This is a genomic window from Bacillus sp. EA-CB0995 (assembly GCF_055814245.1).
This window is the reverse complement of record NZ_CP169269.1, coordinates 1207466-1228486: the sequence shown is the minus strand read 5'-3', so window position 1 is coordinate 1228486 and position 21021 is coordinate 1207466. Positions and strand designations below refer to the sequence as shown.

The window sequence follows — 21021 nt, the reverse complement described above, 5'->3', positions numbered from 1 at the left end:
ATAATGTAATATCACATTTATTCTTCTCTTATGATTGCATCCGAGAGGAGTTTCTAATACGGAGGACCATTATGCGACGCTTTCGACGCACGTATAACTTTTCAGCCCCTTCATGGCTAAGAAATATACAAACCATGTTTTCTGACTTTGCAATCCCGCTCACGATTTTCCAAGGCATTCGCACTTTACTTCTCCCTACGTTTTTAGATTTCGTCATACTTGTTATTTTCATAGCAGTAACGGTTCGCTTACATTTTCAGCCGTAACCTCTTCTTGAGGCTACGGCTAATTTTATTCTGCTATTCGCGAACAGTAAGACCTCCACTGATGGAAGTTTCACTTTATGTTAATTTTACTGCGCTTTTTGCGCAGCAGCTTGAAGCTGTGCAACAAAATACTCAATATTACTTATAAGCCAATGCGCTTGTTGAAGCATCGTTACATCATTTAGCTCCTGTGCTCCATTGCGCACATTTCGAGCGTTTATATATGACTGCACTTGCTTTATAAATGTTTTGGGATAAGCTAAATATGCAAACATAAGTAACTTTTCTTCCTTTGTAAACGCAAAATTATTTTGATAGATTTGGTACCATTCATATCGATCATTTCTTGCAATTGGATATGTGTTAAAGGAACGTGAATAAAACTGAACGATATCTTGAACTGGGGTAGCAAACTGCGCATCTTCTAAACTAATAAAATAGCCGTTTCGCTGATAATCAAATAAAAAGTGATTCATGGAAACATTGCCATGAATAAATGAAATGCGTGTTTTTTCTTTTTCTTTCATCGCTTCATGCCATTCTGTAAACTGTTTCTTTGCAAATTCATGAGCACGCAGCGCCTGATGAAAGTACGTACAATACTGCAATTCAAACGGAGACATATACCACTTTGCTTCAGATTCAACTAAAAACTGCTCTAATAGGGCTCCATCTTCTTCCCAACGGTTTGAAATAGTATCAAAATGTTCCTGAAGCACTTCTTCCTTCACTTCTTCCTCTCGCACCGTTCCTTTGTGCATCAAAGCAAGTGTTTGAAACATTTTATGATACTGATCATTCTCTTCACCTTGTCCTTCTGCACTTCCTAGCCAAGGCATTAAATAATAACTATATTCACCATCATTGAACACATGACTTCCATCTTTTGCATGATAAATCGGCGCAAAATTCGTAAAGCCCTTTTCCCGTAAAAATTGAACATGATACATAAGATTACTTCGTTCTAATTTCCGAGATGGTAATTTTTTTAACGCATATGGACCTTGGTTCGTATAAATTTTTGTTACATTCCCATATTCCTCAATATGTTCAGGAGCTAATTGATATAGCTGCAAAATAGAAGCATAACGGTCTCGTAATTCCATGTCCATACGAACAACGACCCTTTCTCCAAGAGCATAAAGTGAAACTTCCATCAGTGGGGGCTTCATCCCCACTGATGATTAGTTGAACCAATCGGGATTTTACTGCCCCAAAATAGCGGGATAAAAAGAAAAGAGGTGAGGAAGATTTCTCTTCACTCACTTTGTTTTCACTTTTGGCACTGGTATATACAAAATTTGTCCTGCTGTTAAATAAATATCATCCGTTTGATTTACACGGTGTAAATGTTGTACGGAAGTATCATAACGCTCTGCAACGGATTCAATCGTATCGCCTTCTTGCACAAAATACAATCGCAGCTTTGTAAATTCATCTTCCTGCTTTGCAAATAATTTTGTTAAATATAACGCATTTTCATCTCGCTGTGAGTATGAATTTTCTTCTTGTGCCTCCTCATTGGCAGCTTCCTGTTTCACTTTCGATTCCTTACGTCCAAAAAACAGCTGCGGTGCGACTTCTTCTTGTTTTTCCTCCTCTTCCTCGACTTCTTGCTCCTCTTCTAAATCAAGCTCTGGTTCTTGACGAGCTTCTAACTGAAATGGCTCAAAAGCATAATCTTCCCACTCATCAGTCTCTACCGCTTCTTCTACCTCTTCCTCTTCTCTTATTTCTTCTACCTCTTCCTCTTCTTGTATTTCTTCCTCTTCACGCTCTTCATTACACAATCCGTGAATTGAAATATCTGCTAAAAGCTGCAAACAGCCATTGTCCAACAATTCATAATCAAATTCTTCAATATCCACATATAAATCTTCGACTTGCTTCACACGTCCTCTTGGAATAGAAATCTCCAATGGAAACGAATGTACTAATTCATTTATACCATCTTCACGTGTTTCCACATAATCTACAGTGCGAACTGGTGATAATTCTCGCAATGAAAAAGCCTCTATTTCTTCCTTTGCAATATATTCTCCTGTTAAATCTAGCTGTCCACATACAACAATTTCATATTCACGTTCCTCTATAACAACATCAGGATCTAACGAAATAGAAAGTAACTCATTGACTTCCTGTCCTTTTTGAAACCAGACAGATTCTTTTAACGAAAACCGTAATGAAGTTTGTTGATCTGCTGCCACTTCGTATTCCCCTCTCAAACTATATGTCATTACAGGTTTATGTGAGAAACAGAGACTTTATGAATAAAAAAATCGCCCTCACTTGAGAGCGATTTTTGTCCCACATATTTAACAAAATAAAAGAACTAACAAATTATCCTTTTAATTTAGACATAGCCATTTCTGCCGCTGCAATAGTTGCTTCAATATCAGCATCACTATGTGCAGTTGATAAGAACAACCCTTCAAATTGAGAAGGTGGTAAGAATACACCTTGTTCTACCATTTCACGGTAATATGCTGCAAAATATTCTAAATTAGACGTTTTTGCTGTTTCATAGTTAATAACCTTTTCATCTGTAAAGAAAATACCTACCATGGAACCAGCACGATTAATACAATGCGGAATATCATATTTTACAGCTACTTCATGTAAACCTTTTTCAAGCATTTCTGCTTTACGTTCAAATTCTTTATAGCTCTCCGGTGTTAATTGGACAAGCGTTTCATATCCAGCTGTCATCGCTAATGGGTTACCAGATAGTGTACCAGCTTGATAAATCGGTCCACTTGGTGCTATTTGCTTCATAATTTCAGCCTTACCACCATAAGCCCCAACAGGAAGTCCCCCGCCAATTACTTTACCTAAACATGTTAAATCAGGTGTTACACCAAAATATCCTTGTCCACAATTATAAGCTACGCGGAAGCCTGTCATAACTTCATCAAAAATAAGAAGTGCACCGTATTCTGTTGTAACATCACGAAGTCCTTGTAAAAATCCTGGGAGCGGCGGTACAACGCCCATATTTCCAGCTACCGGCTCTACAATGACACACGCAATATCATCACCGAACTGTTCAAAAGCATATTTCACACTCTCTAAATCGTTATACGCAACAGTAATCGTATTTTTCGCAACACCTTCTGGCACACCAGGGCTATCTGGTAAACCAAGCGTAGCAACGCCAGAACCAGCTTTAATTAAAAGGGAATCACCATGCCCATGATAGCAACCTTCAAATTTCAAAATTTTATTACGCCCTGTGTAACCGCGTGCTAAGCGAAGTGCACTCATTGTCGCTTCTGTTCCAGAGTTAACCATACGTACAATTTCAATAGACGGTACACGGTCGATTACAAGCTGTGCTAATTTATTTTCAATTTCTGTTGGCGCGCCGAAGCTTGTCCCTTTTTCTACTACCGCTTTTAACGCCTCAACAACCCGGTCGTTGGAATGTCCATGAATAAGCGGACCCCATGACAATACATAATCAATGTATTCATTTCCATCAATATCATAAACTTTAGAACCTTTTCCACGATCCATAAATAATGGATTCATACCGACAGATTTAAATGCACGCACTGGGCTATTTACACCGCCTGGCATTAAATCTTTTGCCGTTTCAAACGCTTCAATCGATTTATCAAAACTTTTCATTATCGTGCGCTCCCTTCTTGTAACCATCTCGCTGCATCTTTTGCATGATATGTAAGTATTAAATCTGCTCCGGCACGTTTCATACTTAATAATTTTTCAAGAACAATGTCTTTTTCATTGATCCAGCCATTTTGTGCTGCCGCTTTAATCATTGAGTATTCACCACTCACATTATACGCAACAACTGGAAGATTAAAGCTATTTTTCACATCACGAATAATATCTAAATAGGAAAGTGCTGGCTTCACAATTAAGAAGTCTGCCCCTTCCATCACATCTGACTCAGCTTCGCGGAACGCTTCTAGACGATTCGCTGGGTCCATTTGATATGTTTTACGATCACCAAATTGCGGCGCACCATGTGCAGCATCGCGAAACGGTCCATAAAAGGCAGACGCATATTTTACTGCGTATGACATAACTGGAATATGCGCAAAGCCGTTTTCATCTAACGCATGACGAATAGCCGCTACAAATCCATCCATCATATTAGATGGTGCAATAATATCCGCACCTGCTTTCGCTTGACTTACTGCTGTTTTTGCAAGAACCTCTAACGATTCATCATTTAAAATAATTCCGTCTTCAATTACACCGCAATGGCCATGACTCGTATATTGACATAAACATGTATCTGCGATTACAACTAATTCTGGGAATTTCTCTTTAATTTGCGTAATTGCTCGCTGTACAATACCATGTTCACAATACGCAGAAGAACCAACTTCATCTTTTTCAGCAGGTAAACCGAATACGATAACTGAACGAATACCTAAATCGACAACTTCTTGCATTTCTGCTTGCAGATGGTCTAAAGAAATTTGATATACACCTGGCATAGAGGAAACTTCATTACGCTTGTTTTCCCCTTCTAAAACAAAAATTGGATAAATGAAATCTTCTGTATGTAAATGTGTTTCACGCACAAGAGCACGCATACTTGCACTTTGTCGTAAACGACGATGACGGTTAAATTGTAAAGGATTCATAACTTTCCATCTCCAATTCTTAAAGTTTCACTTTATTATACATTTTTATAATAATATTCTGAAATGCATTGTAACATAGCTTCAATTGTATATTCTTTCGGAATGAGAAGATTTTGAAAATGTTTACGTGCTTCTCGTTCTGTAACGGGGCCTATACAAGCAATTGTACATTCTTTTATCCATTCTCTCCAGTTTTCACCCTCAAGCAATGCGATAAAACTCTGCACAGTCGATGGACTTGTGAAGGTAATCACATCGATTTCTCCTGATTGCAGTGCATCGATAAGGTGCCCCCGCTTTTGTACATAGACGGCAGTTTCATATACAACAAGCTCACGTACGATAGCACCATGACCTCGCAATGCTTCCGGTATCACATCTCTTGCAAGATTTCCTTTTGGCAGTAATACACGCGTCCCGCTTCCTATATAACTCACAAATTCTTCCGCAAATGCTTCAGCTACGAATGCTGTTGGTACAAAATGGACAGTATAGCCGCGTTTCTCTAATTCTTTCTTTGTTTTCACACCAACTGCAGCAATTTTAAGGGTATGTGGTAACGGTTGCTTCATACCATCTAAAAAGAAATTCACACCATTTTTACTTGTGAAAATAATCCAGTCATACGTGATTAATTCATCACGCACTTGTTGAAATTGTTCATGCGCGGCTGCTGTTATATGCAAAAGCGGAATTTCTAATGGAATTCCGCCCTGCTTTCGCACTTCTGCACTCATTTGCTTCGCCTGTTGCTTAGCTCTCGTAATTAGCACTGTTTTTCCACAAAGAGAAGGCATATTGCTAGTTTTGCCCCTGATTTGCTAAAGCAATAAGTTCCTTCGCTCCTTGCCCAATTAACAAGTCTGCTGCTTGTTCTCCAACTTCTTGGGAACTTTCACCAATAACAACTTCTTTCAATAAGACAGTTCCATCTGCAGATCCAACGAGAGCTGTTAATTCAATTTGGTCATCTTCTTTCAGCGTTGCATATCCAGCAATCGGTACTTGGCAGCCGCCTTCTAACTTATGAAGAAATACTCGTTCTGCTTCAACTGTTTTCGCAGTTACACTATCATTCAGATGACTTAGTAATTGTAATAAATCAGCATCATCCTCTCGACATTCAATGGATAACGCACCTTGTCCAACAGCTGGTACACATACCATTTCATCTAAGTATCCTGTAATCACATCATCCGCCCAGCCCATTCGCTTTAGTCCTGCTGCTGCTAAAATAATAGCATCGTAATTTTCTTCTTTTAGCTTACGAAGCCTTGTATCAATATTTCCTCGAATCCATTTTATTTGTAAATCCGGGCGCGCCGCTAACAACTGTGCACTACGACGTAAACTGCTTGTACCGATAACGGCTCCTTCTGGTAACTCATCAAACGATTCACCATTTTTGGAAATAAACGCATCACGTGGATCCACACGTTTTGGAATACATCCAATTGTTAATCCCTCAGGAAGTACTGCTGGCATATCTTTCATGCTATGAACAGCCATATCAATTTCTTTTGTAAGCAACGCATGTTCAATCTCTTTTACGAACAATCCTTTTCCGCCTACTTTCGAAAGTGTCACATCTAAAATAACGTCACCTTTCGTTACAATTTCTTTCACTTCAAATTCATATGGCAATCCTAGTGCTTTCAATTGATCGATAAACCAATGTGTTTGCGTTAATGCCAATTTACTTTTTCTTGATCCTACAATAATTTTGCGCATATTTTTCTCTCCTCATTATAAGTACCAAAAATGGAAATTCGATAAACTGCTAAATAGAAAAATATTAATTAACATTACGAGAAATGCCCCGATGTTCCAACTTGCAATTTTCTTCCCCTGCAATGTATCTGATCCGCGCAAATAAATACCCGCACAGTACACAAATAAAACAACGAAAGATCCAATCACCTTTGTATCATACCAATGAAAATTATCTAACTTCGTATATCCCCATATACACCCAAGCAAAATAGCTAATAAAAAGAATGGTATAGAAAATAAATTCAAACCGTATGACATAGAATCAAGCTTTGGTAAATTTCCTAAACGCCTTAATCTTGCATTCCATTTTTTTTGTTTTAATAAACGATATTGAATTAAATACATAATGGAAAAAATAAAGGAAACTGTAAATGTTGCATAGGAAATAATCGCCATACCAACATGCACATAGACAAGCTCCGATACCAATTGATTGGCCAACACTGGCGACATTTTTCCAAGCGGAGTAAAAATAGAAACAGCGCTTACACCAAATGCAATCATATTTGTAAAAAAGACTAAAAAATCAATACGCATAAATCGGTTAATAACTAATGATAATGTAATTAATAGCCATACATAAAAATAAATACCCGATAGCAACGTTAAAACAGGATTGATTTTCGCTTCTGTTGCTCGAAGTAACATAAATATAGAATATAATACCCATACAACCGAAAGTAACCAAAAGGCAATCCGATTTGCCTTTCGGTTACTTTGAAAATAATCTATAAAATATAAACTCACGCTGCAGGCATATAAAATAATGGCAATATGATAAATAATGCTATTGTTTAAAACACTCATCCGATTACCCTTTCCATTACAAAGATGGAGCGGATACTGTCCACTTCTCTGTCTGTTTGCATTCTGCTGCGTTTTCTTCTACTACTTCTTTCGCATTTAAATCAAAAATTTTCGCAAATAGAGCAAGCTTTGCTTGCGCATCTTCTTCAGCTGCCAACTCTTTCGCAATTAAAATTGGATCTTTTAACAATTGATTAATAATACTTTTCGTATGCTTACTAATCACTTTTCGCTCACGCTCTGTTAGCGTTGGAATCTTTCGTTCAATGCTTTGCATTGTTTCACTTTGAATCGCTAATGCCTTATTACGAAGCTCCGAAATTAATGGTACAACACCAAGCGTATTTAACCATGATTTAAATAAAATCATTTCTTCTTCAATCATAATTTGAATTTTTTCAGCTTCTTTTAATCGCTCGGCACGATTCGCTTCCACAACGCCCTGTAAATCATCAATATCATATAAGAAAACACTTTCTAACGCATCAATTGCTGGGTCAATATCCCGCGGCACCGCAATATCTACCATAAAGAGCGGACGACCAGAGCGCATACCTTCTACTTTGGACATCATTTCTTTCGTAATCACATATTGAGAAGCACCTGTTGAACTAATTACAATATCAGCTTCTAACAATGCACATTGCAGTTGATTTAATGGCTTTGCACGTCCCATATATTTTTCTGCCATCGTTTCCGCTTTTGCAAACGTACGATTCATAACAGTCACTTTATGAGCACCGCTTCCGTATAAATTTTGCAGTGCTAATTCACCCATTTTCCCCGCACCTAGAATAAGAACATGGCAATCTTTCAAGTCACCAAAAATTTTCTTTCCAAGTTCAACAGCTGCATAACTTACTGACATCGCATTGCCGCCAATTGTTGTTTCAGAATGAGCACGTTTTGCTAGCGTAACAACTTGTTTAAACAATTCATTAAATATCGTTCCTGTCGTTTTTACTTCTTGTGCTAGTAAAAAGCTATCACGCATTTGACCTAAAATTTGTGTTTCTCCAACTACCATTGAATCTAACCCGCATGTTACACGGAATAAGTGATCGGTAGCACCATCTTGTTCAAATATAGACAAATATGGTGAAATTTCTTCTATTTCAAGCTGAAACCAATCAGCCATAAATTTCTTAATATAATAGCGTCCTGTGTGTAACTGATCTACCACAGCATAGATTTCCGTTCGATTGCATGTCGATACAATGACATTTTCTAATACACTTTTTTGTTTTTGTAACGTTGTCATTGCTTGCTCTAACTCTGCTGCCTGGAACGTTAGTTTCTCACGAATTTCTACAGGGGCTGTTCGATAGTTAACACCAACAACAAGAATATGCACGCAGCATGTCCCCCTTCAACCGATTTTTCATCTTATCTACTATCATAATACAACTTTCCCCTTTTAAATCTGACAATCATGTGAACATCGTTTCATTTTATCCCGCTATTCGTGGGCAGTAAGCCCCCCACTGATGGAAGTTTCACTTTATCCCTTACTTAACTGACAGTAAAACATTCACTGGAATAAGTAAAGAATGAAAGGAAAAAAGGTGAGAAAAACTTTTCATAAAAGCCGATGTATACAACTAACCATCGGTGGAGAATACAAAAATCCTATTTTCCGTTCAAAAAGACAGTAAAAATCCTCCCTCATCTAGAGAAGAAATATTTCACTTTAAAATAATTATAAAATAATAACTCTATCTGTACGTTATCAAAAAAATTGTCGGAATCAAGTAATGGAAACTATTCCATACATGCTGAAAGACTATCTTTTACTAGCTTCTTTCAATTGAAAGAAAATATGTATGATTATTCCAAATGATTGATTTTCTTTTTGTTTGACATCTTATTGGGTTTATTTTATATTAATTTTACAAAATTAAATTGTGCACAATTCAAAAAGGAGGGATACTCATACACGAGAATCCTTTACATCTAGATAATCAACTTTGTTTTTCTATTTACGCTTGTTCTAGAGAAGTTACACGTTTTTATCGTCCTTATTTAGAAGAAATGGGCATTACGTATCCGCAGTACATTACTTTGTTAGTATTGTGGGAACAAGACGGAATAACAGTAAAAGAAATTGGTGAACGATTATTTTTAGATTCCGGAACATTAACGCCTATGTTAAAAAGAATGGAAGGTTTACAACTTGTTAAGCGTATTCGTTCAAAGGAAGATGAACGAAAAGTATGTATTGAACTAACAGAGCAAGGATCTACTTTAAAGAAAAAGCATGTTCATTGCCACAAACAATGGCATCACATTTAGGAATTACAACTGAAGATTATACAACTTTACTAATTCAATTAAACAAATTAATTGAAACAATGAAAACAATAAATGATAGAAAAGAGGAATAAACATGGAAGCATTATATACTGCTACTGTAAAAGCAACAGGTGGACGAAACGGAAAAGTAATCTCTGAAGATGGTGTATTAAACCTTGATGTAAAAATGCCCAAAGCATTAGGCGGTATGGGCGGGGAAGCAACAAACCCTGAACAATTATTTGCAGCAGGTTATGCAGCTTGCTTTGATAGTGCATTACAGCTTGTCATTCGTATGAAACGTGTAAAAGCAGAAAGTACGGAAGTAACGGCTCACGTAGCAATTGGCAAAGATACAGATGGGGGATTCGGATTAGCTGTCACATTAGATGTGCGCGTAGCTGGTGTATCTCACGAAGAAGCAACACAATTAGTAGAAGCTGCACACGGGGTATGTCCATACTCTAAAGCAACAAGAGGGAATATTGAAGTTACATTAAACGTACTATAATACACAAAAAACGTGTGACGAATGTCACACGTTTTTTGTTTTTGTAAACTTATGAATCGCTTTCCACGCTTCTTCTTTCCCAAGACCTGTTTCTGAAGAGAATAATACAACTTCATCTTCTGGTTCTACATCAAGCGTTTCTTTTACAACTTTTAAGTGCTTTTGCCATTTTCCCTTTGGAATTTTATCGGCTTTTGTTGCAATAATGATTGTTGGAATTTCATAATGCTTTAAGAAATCATACATCATCACATCGTCATTTGTCGGCTTGTGACGTAAATCAATAACAAGAACAGCTGCATCTAGCTGCTTTCTTGTTGTGAAATACGTTTCGATCATCTTACCCCATGCTGCTCGTTCTGACTTCGATACTTTCGCATACCCATAACCTGGTACATCCACAAAATGCATCATGTCATTAATAATGAAAAAGTTTAGTGTTTGCGTTTTTCCTGGTTTAGAAGAAATGCGCACTAATTTTTTTCGGTTTAAAATTTTATTAATAAAGGATGACTTTCCAACATTGGAACGACCTGCTAATGCGATTTCTGGTAAATCACCATCAGGGTATTGTTCTGGTTTGACTGCACTAATGACAATCTCCGCTTTTGTTACTTTCATTTTTTCACTCCTACTAATGCGTGCTCTAGTACCTCATCTAAATGAGAAACTGGCACAAACGTAAGGTTTTCCTTTACGCTTTCTGGAATATCGTCTAAATCTCTCTCATTTTCTGCAGGTAAAATAATTTTCGTTAAACCTGCACGATGCGCACTTAACGTTTTCTCTTTCAATCCACCAATTGGTAACACACGGCCACGAAGTGTAATTTCACCCGTCATTCCTACTTCTTTACTAACAGGAATTCCTGTTAATGCTGAAATAAGAGCCGTTGCTATCGTAATGCCCGCTGATGGTCCGTCTTTCGGTACAGCACCTTCGGGAACATGAATATGGATATCATGTTTTTCATGGAAATCAGGATCAATATGCAATTCTTCTGCACGCGAACGAATATAACTAAATGCCGCTTGTGCAGATTCCTTCATCACATCCCCAAGTTTCCCTGTTAAAATTAACTTTCCTTTACCCGGAGATACAGATACCTCAATTGCAAGCGTATCTCCTCCAGCTGATGTATACGCTAAACCTGTTGCCATACCTACTTGATCTCTCGTTTCAGCTTGACCATAACGGTATACACGCTTTCCAAGCAACTCTGTAATATTCTTTTCCGTTACTACAACGCGCTTACGCTCTTCTGTTACAACAATCTTCGCTGCTTTTCTGCAAAGCTTCGCAAGCTGACGCTCTAACGTACGAACACCCGCTTCACGTGTATAGTAACGAATAATTTCAAGAAGCGCTTCATCACGTACTTGTAAATTCCCTTTTTCAAACCATGTTCCTGTAATTGTTTAGGAAGCAAATGCTCACGGGCAATATGTACTTTTTCAAGTTCTGTATAACCAGCAATTGAAATAATCTCCATGCGATCAAGAAGAGGGCCTGGAATGCTTGCCAGCGTATTAGCTGTTGCAATAAACATAACTTTCGATAAATCGTATGGCTCTTCGATGTAATGATCACTAAAGTTATGATTTTGTTCTGGATCTAATACCTCTAATAATGCTGCTGAAGGATCTCCTCGAAAATCATTCGACATTTTATCAATCTCATCTAATAAAAAGACCGGATTGATTGTCTTTGCCTTTTTCATTCCTTGAATAATACGACCTGGCATCGCACCGACATACGTACGACGATGGCCACGAATCTCAGACTCATCACGGACACCGCCAAGTGAAACTCGAACAAAATTACGATTTAATGATGTCGCAATCGATTTAGCTAACGATGTTTTCCCAACCCCTGGAGGACCGACTAAACAAAGAATAGGTCCTTTTAATGAATTCGTCAGCTTTTGCACTGCTAAATATTCAAGTACTCGCTCTTTTACTTTTTCAAGCCCATAATGCTCTTCATTTAAAATTTTTTCAGCGCGTATAAGATCTATACGATCTTCTGTTGCCTCAGTCCAAGGAAGAGATAATAACCAATCAATATAATTGCGAATCACACCGCTCTCTGCTGAACTTGCCGGCAATTTCTCATAACGATCTAGCTCTTTTAAAGCTGCCTGCTGCGTTTCTTCTGGCATTCCCGATTCTTCAATCTTTTCACGAAGCTCTTCTACTTCGCCGCCTTTTCCTTCTTTATCACCAAGTTCTTTTTGAATAGCTTTCATTTGCTCACGTAAGAAGTACTCTTTTTGTGTACGCTCCATAGAACGCTTCACTTGCTGACCAATTTTCTTTTCTAAGTTCAATAACTCTTTTTCATCTTGAATAAAAGAAATAAGTGTATGTAATCGTTCTTTCACCGCAGTGATTTCTAAAATCTGTTGCTTTTGCTTCATTTTGAGAGGCAAATGAGATGATACGAGATCAGCTAATCGACCTGGTTCATCAACATCAACAACTGTTGCAAAAGTTTCATCTGAAACCTTCTTAGACAGCTTAATATATTGCTCAAAATACTCAATTAATGTACGCATGAGTGCTTTTTCTTCTAAATCGCCCTCTTCTTCTTCCATTAATGTACGGACATTAGCTGTAATTACATCATCTTCTTCGATGAACTCTGTCATTTCTACTCTATGTAAACCCTCTACAAGGATACGCATCGTCCCGTTTGGCAATTTGAGCATTTGCTTTATTTTTGCTAACGTACCTACTTTATAAATATCATCTTCTTTCGGATCATCGATATTCACGTCTTTTTGCATCGCTAAAAAAATTATATTTTCATCTACAGCCGCCTGCTCGAGCGCTTGTATCGATTTATCACGTCCTACATCAAGATGCAGAACCATCGTCGGATATACGAGAACGCCTCTTAATGGTAGGAGGGGCACGATTCTTTCGTTCGCATTCATATTAGACATAGCACCTCCATAAATATCTTTGTTTCCCTATTTTATATTACAATAAAGCCTTATGCAATCTCAGAGACTCGATGCTCTATTGCTCGTTAAAGAAAAAGGGACTTCGCTTAAGCATATAACAACTTAAACGAAGCCTAGGATATTCTGCTCTAACAGGCAGTAAAGTTAGCGTCTCTCCCATATGAGCCCGATTGGTTCACCTAACCCTTTACCCTTTACATCGATTGCACGTCACCTTCATCTAAAGAAAGCAATGTATCGCCTGTTGGCTCAATTTTCTCTTTTACAAATGCTAATGCAAATACTTCTTTTAATTTTCGCACAGGAACGATTTCAATACCTTTGATTGTGTAAAGAAAAGGCTGCATATTTTCTGCTGGGATTAGCACTTTCTTTGCCCCAGCTTTTTCGCTGCTTTTACTTTTGCGTAAACGCCACCAACTGGTTTTACTTCTCCGTGAATACTAATTTCTCCAGTCATGGCTACTTCATTATTGATATACATGCGATGAACGGCAGAATATACGCCTGTTGCAATTGCAATGCCGGCAGATGGTCCATCAATTGGAATACCGCCTGGAAAGTTAATATGTATATCATATCCTTCAGGTAACAAATCCAGCGAACGAAGAACAGTTACAACATTATCAACAGAACCTTTTGCCATACTTTTACGGCGAATTGATTTCGTTTGATTACCGATACTTTCTTCTTCAACAATCCCTGTTACCACAACGGATCCATTCTCTTTTGCTGGAATTGCTGTTACTTCTATTTCAAGTAGTGCTCCTGTATTTGGTCCATATACAGCCAGGCCATTTACAAGACCAATTTTCGGAATTGGATATACCCGCTTTTCGTATTTCGGCGTCAGTTGGCTTGAATGAATGACCCATTCAATATCCTCATCCTTTATAAAAGATCGTCCTTCATTAATTGCCATTCCAGCAGAAATTTGCACAAGATTAATGGCTTCTCTTCCATTCCGTGCGTACATTCCAATCATTTCTATACCCTGGTCACCTAGCTCCATATCCACCTTTTCAGCAGCATTTTTCGCTACTGCTTCGATTTCTCCTGTATCTAGTTCACGAAAAAAGACTTCTAAACAGCGTGACCGAATAGCCGGAGGAATTTCATCCGGAGAACGTGTTGTTGCGCCAACAAGGCGAAAATCAGCTGGTAATCCCTTTTGGAAAATATCGTGAATATACGTTGGAATGAGAGAATTCTCTTCACTATAATATGCACTTTCCAAAAATACTTTGCGATCCTCCAGCACTTTTAACATTTTATTCATTTGAATTGGATGCAACTCCCCAATCTCATCAATAAATAAAATACCTCCATGCGCATCTGTGACCGCCCCTTTTTTCGGTTGCGGAATACCTGCTTGCCCCATCGCTCCAGCACCTTGATAAATCGGATCATGAACAGAACCAATTAACGGATCAGCAATCCCCCGCTCATCAAACCGAGCCGTTGTGGCATCCAGCTCAATAAATGTTGCAGTGATTCGAAATGGAGATTTCGAGTTTTTCTTTGCTTCTTCTAATACGAGCCGAGCCGCTGCTGTTTTCCCAACTCCTGGCGGTCCATATATAATGACATGTTGCGGATTTGGACCGCATAGCGCAGCTTTTAATGATTTAATACCGTCTTCTTGTCCAACAATATCAGCAAAAGACGCCGGACGAACTTTTTCAGCAAGGGGTTCTGTTAAAGAAATTTCCCGCATTTTTCGAAGTTGCTCTAGCTCTTTCTTTGATTCTCTATCAATTGAAACTTTTTGTGTTCGCTGGTTTTTGAGTAAATGCCAAAAATATAATCCGACAATTACACCAAAGACAAGTTGAACGATTAAAAAAATATTTGTCCAGCTCATACTCATTTCCTCCCGCTATGTTTTACTTATCAGTATCCCCTGGGAGGAAACACGCTAAACATAATAAGAAACAGCAATTATACAATTGCTGTTTCTTATCGTTTATACTGCTATTCACGGACAGTAATATCCCCACCTCGAAATTCAGCAAAAAGCAAAAAAGTTAGGTGGGGATCAATTACTGGTATATATCCGATTCGTTCTACTCATAATCAGCAGGGATGAAATCCCCACTGATTAAAGTTTCACTTTATGCAGATGTTTTTGTATCTTGTTCAAGTATAGTACCATCTTGAAGCACTAATTTTGGCGTAGCATTCTCTGCTACTGTTTCTTTTGAAATCACACATTTCTCAATATCCTTACGAGATGGAAGTTCGAACATCACATCAAGCATAAGACCTTCAATGATTGAACGAAGTCCACGCGCACCCGTTTTACGTTCAATTGCTTTTTTCGCAATTTCAACAAGGGCACCCTCTTCAAACTCTAATTCAACATCATCAAGTTCCAATAACTTTTGGAACTGTTTCACAAGCGCATTTTTCGGTTTTGTTAAGATATCAACAAGAGCACCTTCATCAAGCGGCTCTAAATTCGCAATAACCGGAAGACGACCAATAAATTCTGGAATTAATCCAAATTTTAATAAATCTTCTGGCAATACATGCGATAAAACATGCTTTTCTGTTACATCAGCATTTTTCTTCTCAGAACCGAAGCCAATCACTTTTTCACCAAGACGGCGTTTAATAATTGGTTCAATGCCATCAAAGGCACCGCCACAAATGAATAAAATGTTTGTTGTATCAATTTGAATAAACTCTTGATGTGGATGCTTACGACCACCCTGCGGAGGAACGCTTGCTACAGTACCTTCTAAAATTTTAAGAAGTGCCTGTTGCACACCCTCACCAGATACGTCACGTGTAATTGACGGATTTTCTGACTTACGTGCCACTTTATCAATCTCGTCAATGTAAATGATCCCTTTTTCCGCTTTCTCTACATCATAATCAGCTGCTTGAATAAGTTTTAGTAGGATGTTTTCTACATCTTCCCCAACGTATCCCGCTTCTGTTAAAGATGTTGCGTCAGCAATTGCAAATGGAACATTTAAAATACGTGCTAACGTTTGTGCCAGTAACGTTTTACCGCTACCAGTTGGTCCAATTAAAGCAATATTACTTTTCGCTAATTCTACATCATCAATTTTGCTGTTAGAATTAATGCGCTTGTAATGGTTATATACCGCTACCGCTAAAGCCTTCTTCGCTTGATCTTGTCCGATTACATATTCATCCAAAATTTCACGAATCTCTACTGGTTTCGGTACATCTTTGAATTCTACTTCTTCATCTTTTGCAAGCTCCTCTTGCACGATTTCTGTGCAAAGTTCTATACATTCATCACAAATGTAGACACCAGGACCTGCAACAAGCTTTCGAACTTGCGTTTGTGTTTTACCACAGAAAGAACATTTTAATTGCCCTTTTTCATCATTAAATTTAAACATATTTTCACACCCCTTACAAAGTGCTAATACCTTGCCTTCGTATGTACACGATAAATGTATCGTATGTAAATACATATTATGTCACTACGTGGCGAGAAATACAAATAATACGGTTAGTTATGTACAATTAAAAAAAATTTGAAACTTTTGAAATATGTATATTCGACTTTCGAAGAATCTTTTCCTTCTTCATAATAAAAATGATTTACAAATATATTTATATTTATAAAACAAGGCACGAGCAATGTCGCGCCTTGTTATTTTATTATGCAGTCTTGCTGTTATCTACTAAGAAATCTACTGCTTTACGAACTTGAAGGTCTTCTTTTACACCCTCAACGTTACCAAGAGCTTGTTTCACAGCGTCTACTGGCATGTTGTACATTTCAGCCATTTTTTCAACTTCTGCATTTACTTCTTCTTCTGTTACTTCAATGTTTTCAGCTTTGATGATTGCTTCAAGAACAAGGTTAGTTGTTACGCGTTTTGCTGCGTCTTCTTGCATTTGTTCTTTTAATTTTGCTTCATCAGTACCTGTGAATTGGTAGTAAAGCTCTAAGTTCATGCCTTGGTAGCTTAAGCGTTGCTCGAATTCGCGAACCATGCGATCTAACTCAGTTTCGATCATTGCTTCTGGAATGTCAATTTCTGCATTTGCAGCAGCTTTTTCTACTACTTCGTCACGAAGTTTGTTATCAGCTTCTTGTTTTTTGTTCTCTTCTAAGTTTTCACGAAGTTTTGCTTTTAACTCGTCAAGAGTTGCTACTTCTTCGTTTGCATCTTTCGCGAACTCATCATCTAAAGCAGGAAGTTCTTTCACCTTAATTTCATGAACTGTTACTTTAAATGTTGCTGGTTTACCAGCTAGTTCTGCTGCATGGTATTCTTCTGGGAATGATACTTCCACTTCTTTTTGTTCGCCAGCTTTTAGACCAACTAATTGCTCTTCAAATCCTGGGATGAATGTATTAGAACCGATTGCTAAAGAGTAGTTCTCGCCTTTTCCACCTTCGAATGCTTCGCCATCAACGAAACCTTCGAAGTCGATTACAGCTGTATCACCGTTTTCTACAGTGCCATCTTCTTTAACTGCAAGCTCAGCTTGACGCTCTTGTAAAGATTTTAATTCATTCTCTACATCTTCATCAGTTACAGTAGTATCAACTTTTTCTACTGTTAAGCCTTTGTACTCGCCTAATTTCACTTCAGGTTTTACAGTAACTTTCGCAGTGAAAATTAAGTTTTCGCCTTTTTCGAATTTCTCGATGTCGATTTCAGGGTGAGCAACTGGGAAGATACCAGTTTCATCAATTGCTTCTCCGTATGCTTTTGGTAAGATGATATCTAAAGCATCTTGGTATAAAGATTCTACACCGAAGCGTTGTTCGAATAGAGGACGAGGCATTTTTCCTTTACGGAAGCCCGGTACATTAATTGTTTTTACAACTTTTTTGAACGCAGCGTCTAAAGAGTTGTTTACTTCTTTAGCATCAACTTCGATTGTTAAAACGCCAGCGTTACCTTCTAATTTTTCCCATTTTGCAGCCATTTATTCTTTCCCTCCAACTATAATAATGTATACACATACCTTTAAAGATCGAGGCATTTATCGTTTCTTATAAAGAAACAACAAACACTCTGTAAAGCTGATGTATTCAGCTTTACCATCCGTTATGAAAACTTCGGACGTATCATTCTCAATCTACTATTTGCCAAAAAGACAAATACGGTATATTTTGTTCGAGAATAATATGAAACATATAAGTAAGAGAATATTTGTTTCTATTCTCTTATAAAAAGGCAGATTTCAGCCCTTTGCAACCCTTACATTATAACATAGAATACTCTCGTTTCAATAACCGAAACATTCTTTTTCATTATACTGGCATAAATCCTTCTTTCTCAATACGTAAAAACCACTGATATGCAACATGATATTCTTCAAGTGTAATATCATACTCTCGAAGAAGCTCATCCTCATGAATCGGCATTCCAAATCGTTTTCTTCCAACTCTCTCTAAAACAGCTGCCCATAACTTGTCTTTCTCTATTAAGAAAGGAAACGGAAAGATGCTTGTTTGCATTTCTTTCCAATATGCAACAATCGCCTCATACATCGTTGGATTATCATGCTCTAAGCGATCAGACAATATATGTAACACTTCTTCTGTATCATATGGATTATAAGATAAATTAGCCGGTATGACCGTTATTGTCTCACCGAATTTCTCCACATCTATGCTTTCTTGTATTCGATTTTCCATTAATATGTATAAGATAGAAGTTTTAATATACGGGTGTTTCGTTTCATCTAGTAAAAATGTACACAGCGCCGGCAACGCGCTTTCGATATTTCTATTCGCAAGCTCATTTATCGCCCGCAATTGCTTCCCATAATCACCTTTAAGCAAAGCGTCTGCAAACGCAGGTTCATCAAAAAATACGTCATTGTCTATTTCTACTACTTCTTCACCATCTAGCATGCTCTTTGCAAACAATGCAAGTTGTGCTAATTTCTCTTTTTGCTCTTCTGTTATTTCTTTCGTTTGTAAAACGGACTGTACCGTTTCAATAATGCCTTCATAATCATTTATTTGCACTAAAATTGTAACATATGTCTCAAGAATATCTTGAAATAAGAGTTCCCCTGTTTCAAGCAATTCCTCGCATCGCTCTTTCGCTTCTTTCGTTTCCTTTAATTCTAGTAAACAAATAACTGAAGCCAATTCTGATTGTTCTGTCTGTGCCCCGTACTGGCGCAACATTTCGAAGCATGTTAACGCTTCTTCAAACCGACGCTCACGCAATGCAATAAATCCTTCGTCGATAAATCGCGCTGACAACTGCGGAAACAATACGACCGTACTTTCTTTTTTATCCATACGCTCGCCTCTTTTTTTAGATTTTCAATACACTTCAAAGTTAATATAACAAATGATAGTTCAGAACACAATCTTTGGAATCTGTTCGTTTTTACTGAGAAAATACCGATTTTTACTATATAAAAATCGAATATATTGCCTAGAAATACGAAAATAGAACTTTTATAGCAAATGAGGATTCTACGAGAGAAAATAAAAAACTCTCGGCTACCGGCGCGAAGAGTTTTAATGGAAAGCTTTTATAATAGTAGGATATACAAAGAGGGTTATCATTTGAAGAACAATAATTGTCATCACGATAATGCTAAAAAAGAAAATAGACTTACTACGTTTCATTAATACTATAATAATCATTATCGTACTGATGATTAAACACATAAAAAATACACTTATGCTTGAACTTAATAATCCAATTGGAAACATAAATAATAAAACAACACTACAAATTCCAATAATACCAAGTAACCATTCCATCCCTTATCCCCTTAAATCTTTATTTATGCAATTAATTGTTTTATCACATTAATCATATTCATCAATTTATCATAGGCAACAACTCCAAAAGCAATTGATAAGGCTGTTATAGCTAAACCTTTCACTATTTCTTCCCCTCGCTTCGTCTATGTTGCCTTTATTATAAATTTTTTAGAAATAGTTACCATCGAATTTTCTTACATATACCTTACAGAATTGTAAGATTTCTCAAAATAGACTTCTCTCATGTTATAATAAACTCGAAATGATTCAGAAATTTCAAAACGAAAGGGCGATATACAATGTTTAAAAAAGTAGCAGCTGATATGCTTGGTTTAAGTGATATTGGGTCCGTTATTACCCCTGCTGATTACGATAAAGTAGATGCTGATGATTATGTCATGCATGAAGAAAACGAAAAAATTTATTTTTTAATCAAATCAAAAACAGATGAGTATTGCTTTACAAATACAGCTCTTATTCATGTTGACGGAACAAGTGCGGTAAGTAAGAAACGTACACTTCGCCGTTATAATTACAACACGCATAAAATTTCTAACGTTCTGCTTGAAACAGCAGGGACAGTAGACTTAGATATTGAGATTAAATTTAATATGGGCGGAGAGCATTACTCCATCGACATACATAAAAAACATATTGAAGAAGTAAAAGATTTATATAAGGCGCTTCTAAAGATTGCAGAAATCACTCACGAAAATGATATCGCAACGCAATACGCACATAAGAGCCTAGAAATGGCATCTTCCACATTAGGCAACGTAAGAAATGCCGAAGTAGATCTAGCAGCACAGTTTAAAGAAATTAATCAAATTGCGTTCAATTGGCTTGTTGATACAAAGAAACAATATAATGTAAAAGATTTTGGCTTTGTATTTGAGAAGTTTATTAACAATTAACCTAAACTAATTTTGCTTTTAATTCTTTTTCTAATAACTACAGTTTTTCTGTAAAATTCATTGAAAACATAAAAATAGAATCCCTTCATGGCGTATCCATGAAAGGATTCTACACCGTTAAGATAGGCATGG

Annotated in this window: 16 protein-coding genes and 3 pseudogenes; 4 read left to right on the top strand and 15 right to left on the bottom strand. The window is 37.2% G+C overall.

The window, feature by feature from the left end; translation table 11 throughout:
* The first annotated feature begins 71 nt into the window (after positions 1-71).
* Complete coding sequence (locus ACEWFJ_RS06415) at positions 72-266, top strand: hypothetical protein (RefSeq protein WP_098305093.1); 195 nt, start codon at positions 72-74, stop codon at positions 264-266.
* Positions 267-352: 86 nt separating this feature from the next.
* On the opposite strand, the gene ysxE is transcribed toward ACEWFJ_RS06415, so the two are convergent.
* The 8 genes from ysxE to hemA form a co-directional block, all read right to left on the bottom strand.
* On the bottom strand, positions 353-1378 hold the full coding sequence (gene ysxE / locus ACEWFJ_RS06410) for a spore coat protein YsxE (RefSeq protein WP_473692376.1): 1026 nt from the start codon (positions 1376-1378) through the stop codon (positions 353-355).
* A gap of 150 nt (positions 1379-1528) precedes the next feature.
* Complete coding sequence (spoVID, locus tag ACEWFJ_RS06405; RefSeq protein ID WP_473691129.1) at positions 1529-2503, bottom strand: stage VI sporulation protein D; 975 nt, start codon at positions 2501-2503, stop codon at positions 1529-1531.
* Positions 2504-2606: 103 nt separating this feature from the next.
* The gene (gene hemL, locus ACEWFJ_RS06400; RefSeq protein WP_473691127.1) at positions 2607-3896 is read right to left on the bottom strand and encodes a glutamate-1-semialdehyde 2,1-aminomutase; all 1290 of its coding nucleotides are present in this window, start codon (positions 3894-3896) and stop codon (positions 2607-2609) included.
* A complete protein-coding gene (hemB, locus tag ACEWFJ_RS06395) occupies positions 3896-4885 on the bottom strand; it encodes a porphobilinogen synthase (protein ID WP_473691125.1) in 990 nt (329 codons plus the stop codon). Before hemB ends, hemL begins: the two co-directional genes overlap by 1 nt.
* Before the next feature lie 35 nt (positions 4886-4920).
* Positions 4921-5682 carry a uroporphyrinogen-III synthase gene (locus ACEWFJ_RS06390; protein ID WP_473691123.1) on the bottom strand — a complete coding sequence of 254 codons (762 nt, stop codon included), beginning with the start codon at positions 5680-5682 and terminating at the stop codon, positions 4921-4923.
* 4 nt (positions 5683-5686) lie between these two features.
* Positions 5687-6616, bottom strand: a complete 930-nt coding sequence (gene hemC, locus ACEWFJ_RS06385) for a hydroxymethylbilane synthase (protein WP_473691121.1) — start codon at positions 6614-6616, stop codon at positions 5687-5689.
* Positions 6617-6631: 15 nt separating this feature from the next.
* The gene (locus ACEWFJ_RS06380) at positions 6632-7465 is read right to left on the bottom strand and encodes a cytochrome c biogenesis protein (protein WP_473691119.1); all 834 of its coding nucleotides are present in this window, start codon (positions 7463-7465) and stop codon (positions 6632-6634) included.
* A 16-nt stretch (positions 7466-7481) separates the two neighbouring features.
* Entirely contained in the window at positions 7482-8819 is a 1338-nt protein-coding gene (gene hemA / locus ACEWFJ_RS06375) for a glutamyl-tRNA reductase (protein WP_473691117.1), read from the bottom strand.
* Between the two features lie 578 nt (positions 8820-9397).
* On the opposite strand from hemA, the pseudogene ACEWFJ_RS06370 reads away from it, so the two are divergent.
* Together ACEWFJ_RS06370 and ACEWFJ_RS06365 are read left to right on the top strand one after the other, a co-directional pair.
* Positions 9398-9849 (top strand): annotated as a pseudogene (locus tag ACEWFJ_RS06370) (MarR family winged helix-turn-helix transcriptional regulator).
* A gap of 2 nt (positions 9850-9851) precedes the next feature.
* On the top strand, positions 9852-10268 hold the full coding sequence (locus ACEWFJ_RS06365) for an organic hydroperoxide resistance protein (protein ID WP_473691115.1): 417 nt from the start codon (positions 9852-9854) through the stop codon (positions 10266-10268).
* A gap of 24 nt (positions 10269-10292) precedes the next feature.
* On the opposite strand, the gene ysxC is transcribed toward ACEWFJ_RS06365, so the two are convergent.
* From ysxC to ACEWFJ_RS06330, 7 genes and pseudogenes are all read right to left on the bottom strand, one after another.
* A complete protein-coding gene (gene ysxC, locus ACEWFJ_RS06360; protein ID WP_473691114.1) occupies positions 10293-10889 on the bottom strand; it encodes a ribosome biogenesis GTP-binding protein YsxC in 597 nt (198 codons plus the stop codon).
* Positions 10886-13215 (bottom strand): annotated as a pseudogene (gene lon / locus ACEWFJ_RS06355) (endopeptidase La). Before lon ends, ysxC begins: the two are co-directional and overlap by 4 nt.
* A 215-nt stretch (positions 13216-13430) precedes the next feature.
* Positions 13431-15100 (bottom strand): annotated as a pseudogene (gene lonB, locus ACEWFJ_RS06350) (ATP-dependent protease LonB).
* Positions 15101-15350: 250 nt separating this feature from the next.
* The gene (gene clpX, locus ACEWFJ_RS06345) at positions 15351-16616 is read right to left on the bottom strand and encodes an ATP-dependent protease ATP-binding subunit ClpX (RefSeq protein ID WP_098305119.1); all 1266 of its coding nucleotides are present in this window, start codon (positions 16614-16616) and stop codon (positions 15351-15353) included.
* Between the two features lie 265 nt (positions 16617-16881).
* On the bottom strand, positions 16882-18165 hold the full coding sequence (gene tig, locus ACEWFJ_RS06340; protein WP_098305121.1) for a trigger factor: 1284 nt from the start codon (positions 18163-18165) through the stop codon (positions 16882-16884).
* Positions 18166-18493: 328 nt separating this feature from the next.
* Positions 18494-19498: a hypothetical protein gene (locus ACEWFJ_RS06335; protein WP_473691111.1), complete on the bottom strand. Its 1005-nt coding sequence runs from the start codon at positions 19496-19498 to the stop codon at positions 18494-18496.
* 225 nt (positions 19499-19723) lie between these two features.
* A complete protein-coding gene (locus ACEWFJ_RS06330; protein WP_098305125.1) occupies positions 19724-19972 on the bottom strand; it encodes a hypothetical protein in 249 nt (82 codons plus the stop codon).
* 302 nt (positions 19973-20274) lie between these two features.
* On the opposite strand from ACEWFJ_RS06330, the gene ACEWFJ_RS06325 reads away from it, so the two are divergent.
* A complete protein-coding gene (locus tag ACEWFJ_RS06325; RefSeq protein ID WP_253630516.1) occupies positions 20275-20889 on the top strand; it encodes a PH domain-containing protein in 615 nt (204 codons plus the stop codon).
* Positions 20890-21021 lie beyond the last annotated feature (132 nt).

Bases quoted from the DNA above. Each gene is read 5' to 3' on its own strand.
- ACEWFJ_RS06415 (WP_098305093.1), top strand. From the start codon at position 72: ATGCGACGCTTTCGACGCACGTATAACTTTTCAGCCCCTTCATGGCTA.
- ysxE (WP_473692376.1), bottom strand. From the start codon at position 1,378: ATGGACATGGAATTACGAGACCGTTATGCTTCTATTTTGCAGCTATAT.
- spoVID (WP_473691129.1), bottom strand. From the start codon at position 2,503: ATGACATATAGTTTGAGAGGGGAATACGAAGTGGCAGCAGATCAACAA.
- hemL (WP_473691127.1), bottom strand. From the start codon at position 3,896: ATGAAAAGTTTTGATAAATCGATTGAAGCGTTTGAAACGGCAAAAGAT.
- hemB (WP_473691125.1), bottom strand. From the start codon at position 4,885: ATGAATCCTTTACAATTTAACCGTCATCGTCGTTTACGACAAAGTGCA.
- ACEWFJ_RS06390 (WP_473691123.1), bottom strand. From the start codon at position 5,682: ATGCCTTCTCTTTGTGGAAAAACAGTGCTAATTACGAGAGCTAAGCAA.
- hemC (WP_473691121.1), bottom strand. From the start codon at position 6,616: ATGCGCAAAATTATTGTAGGATCAAGAAAAAGTAAATTGGCATTAACG.
- ACEWFJ_RS06380 (WP_473691119.1), bottom strand. From the start codon at position 7,465: ATGAGTGTTTTAAACAATAGCATTATTTATCATATTGCCATTATTTTA.
- ACEWFJ_RS06365 (WP_473691115.1), top strand. From the start codon at position 9,852: ATGGAAGCATTATATACTGCTACTGTAAAAGCAACAGGTGGACGAAAC.
- ysxC (WP_473691114.1), bottom strand. From the start codon at position 10,889: ATGAAAGTAACAAAAGCGGAGATTGTCATTAGTGCAGTCAAACCAGAA.
- clpX (WP_098305119.1), bottom strand. From the start codon at position 16,616: ATGTTTAAATTTAATGATGAAAAAGGGCAATTAAAATGTTCTTTCTGT.
- tig (WP_098305121.1), bottom strand. From the start codon at position 18,165: ATGGCTGCAAAATGGGAAAAATTAGAAGGTAACGCTGGCGTTTTAACA.
- ACEWFJ_RS06335 (WP_473691111.1), bottom strand. From the start codon at position 19,498: ATGGATAAAAAAGAAAGTACGGTCGTATTGTTTCCGCAGTTGTCAGCG.
- ACEWFJ_RS06330 (WP_098305125.1), bottom strand. From the start codon at position 19,972: ATGGAATGGTTACTTGGTATTATTGGAATTTGTAGTGTTGTTTTATTA.
- ACEWFJ_RS06325 (WP_253630516.1), top strand. From the start codon at position 20,275: ATGTTTAAAAAAGTAGCAGCTGATATGCTTGGTTTAAGTGATATTGGG.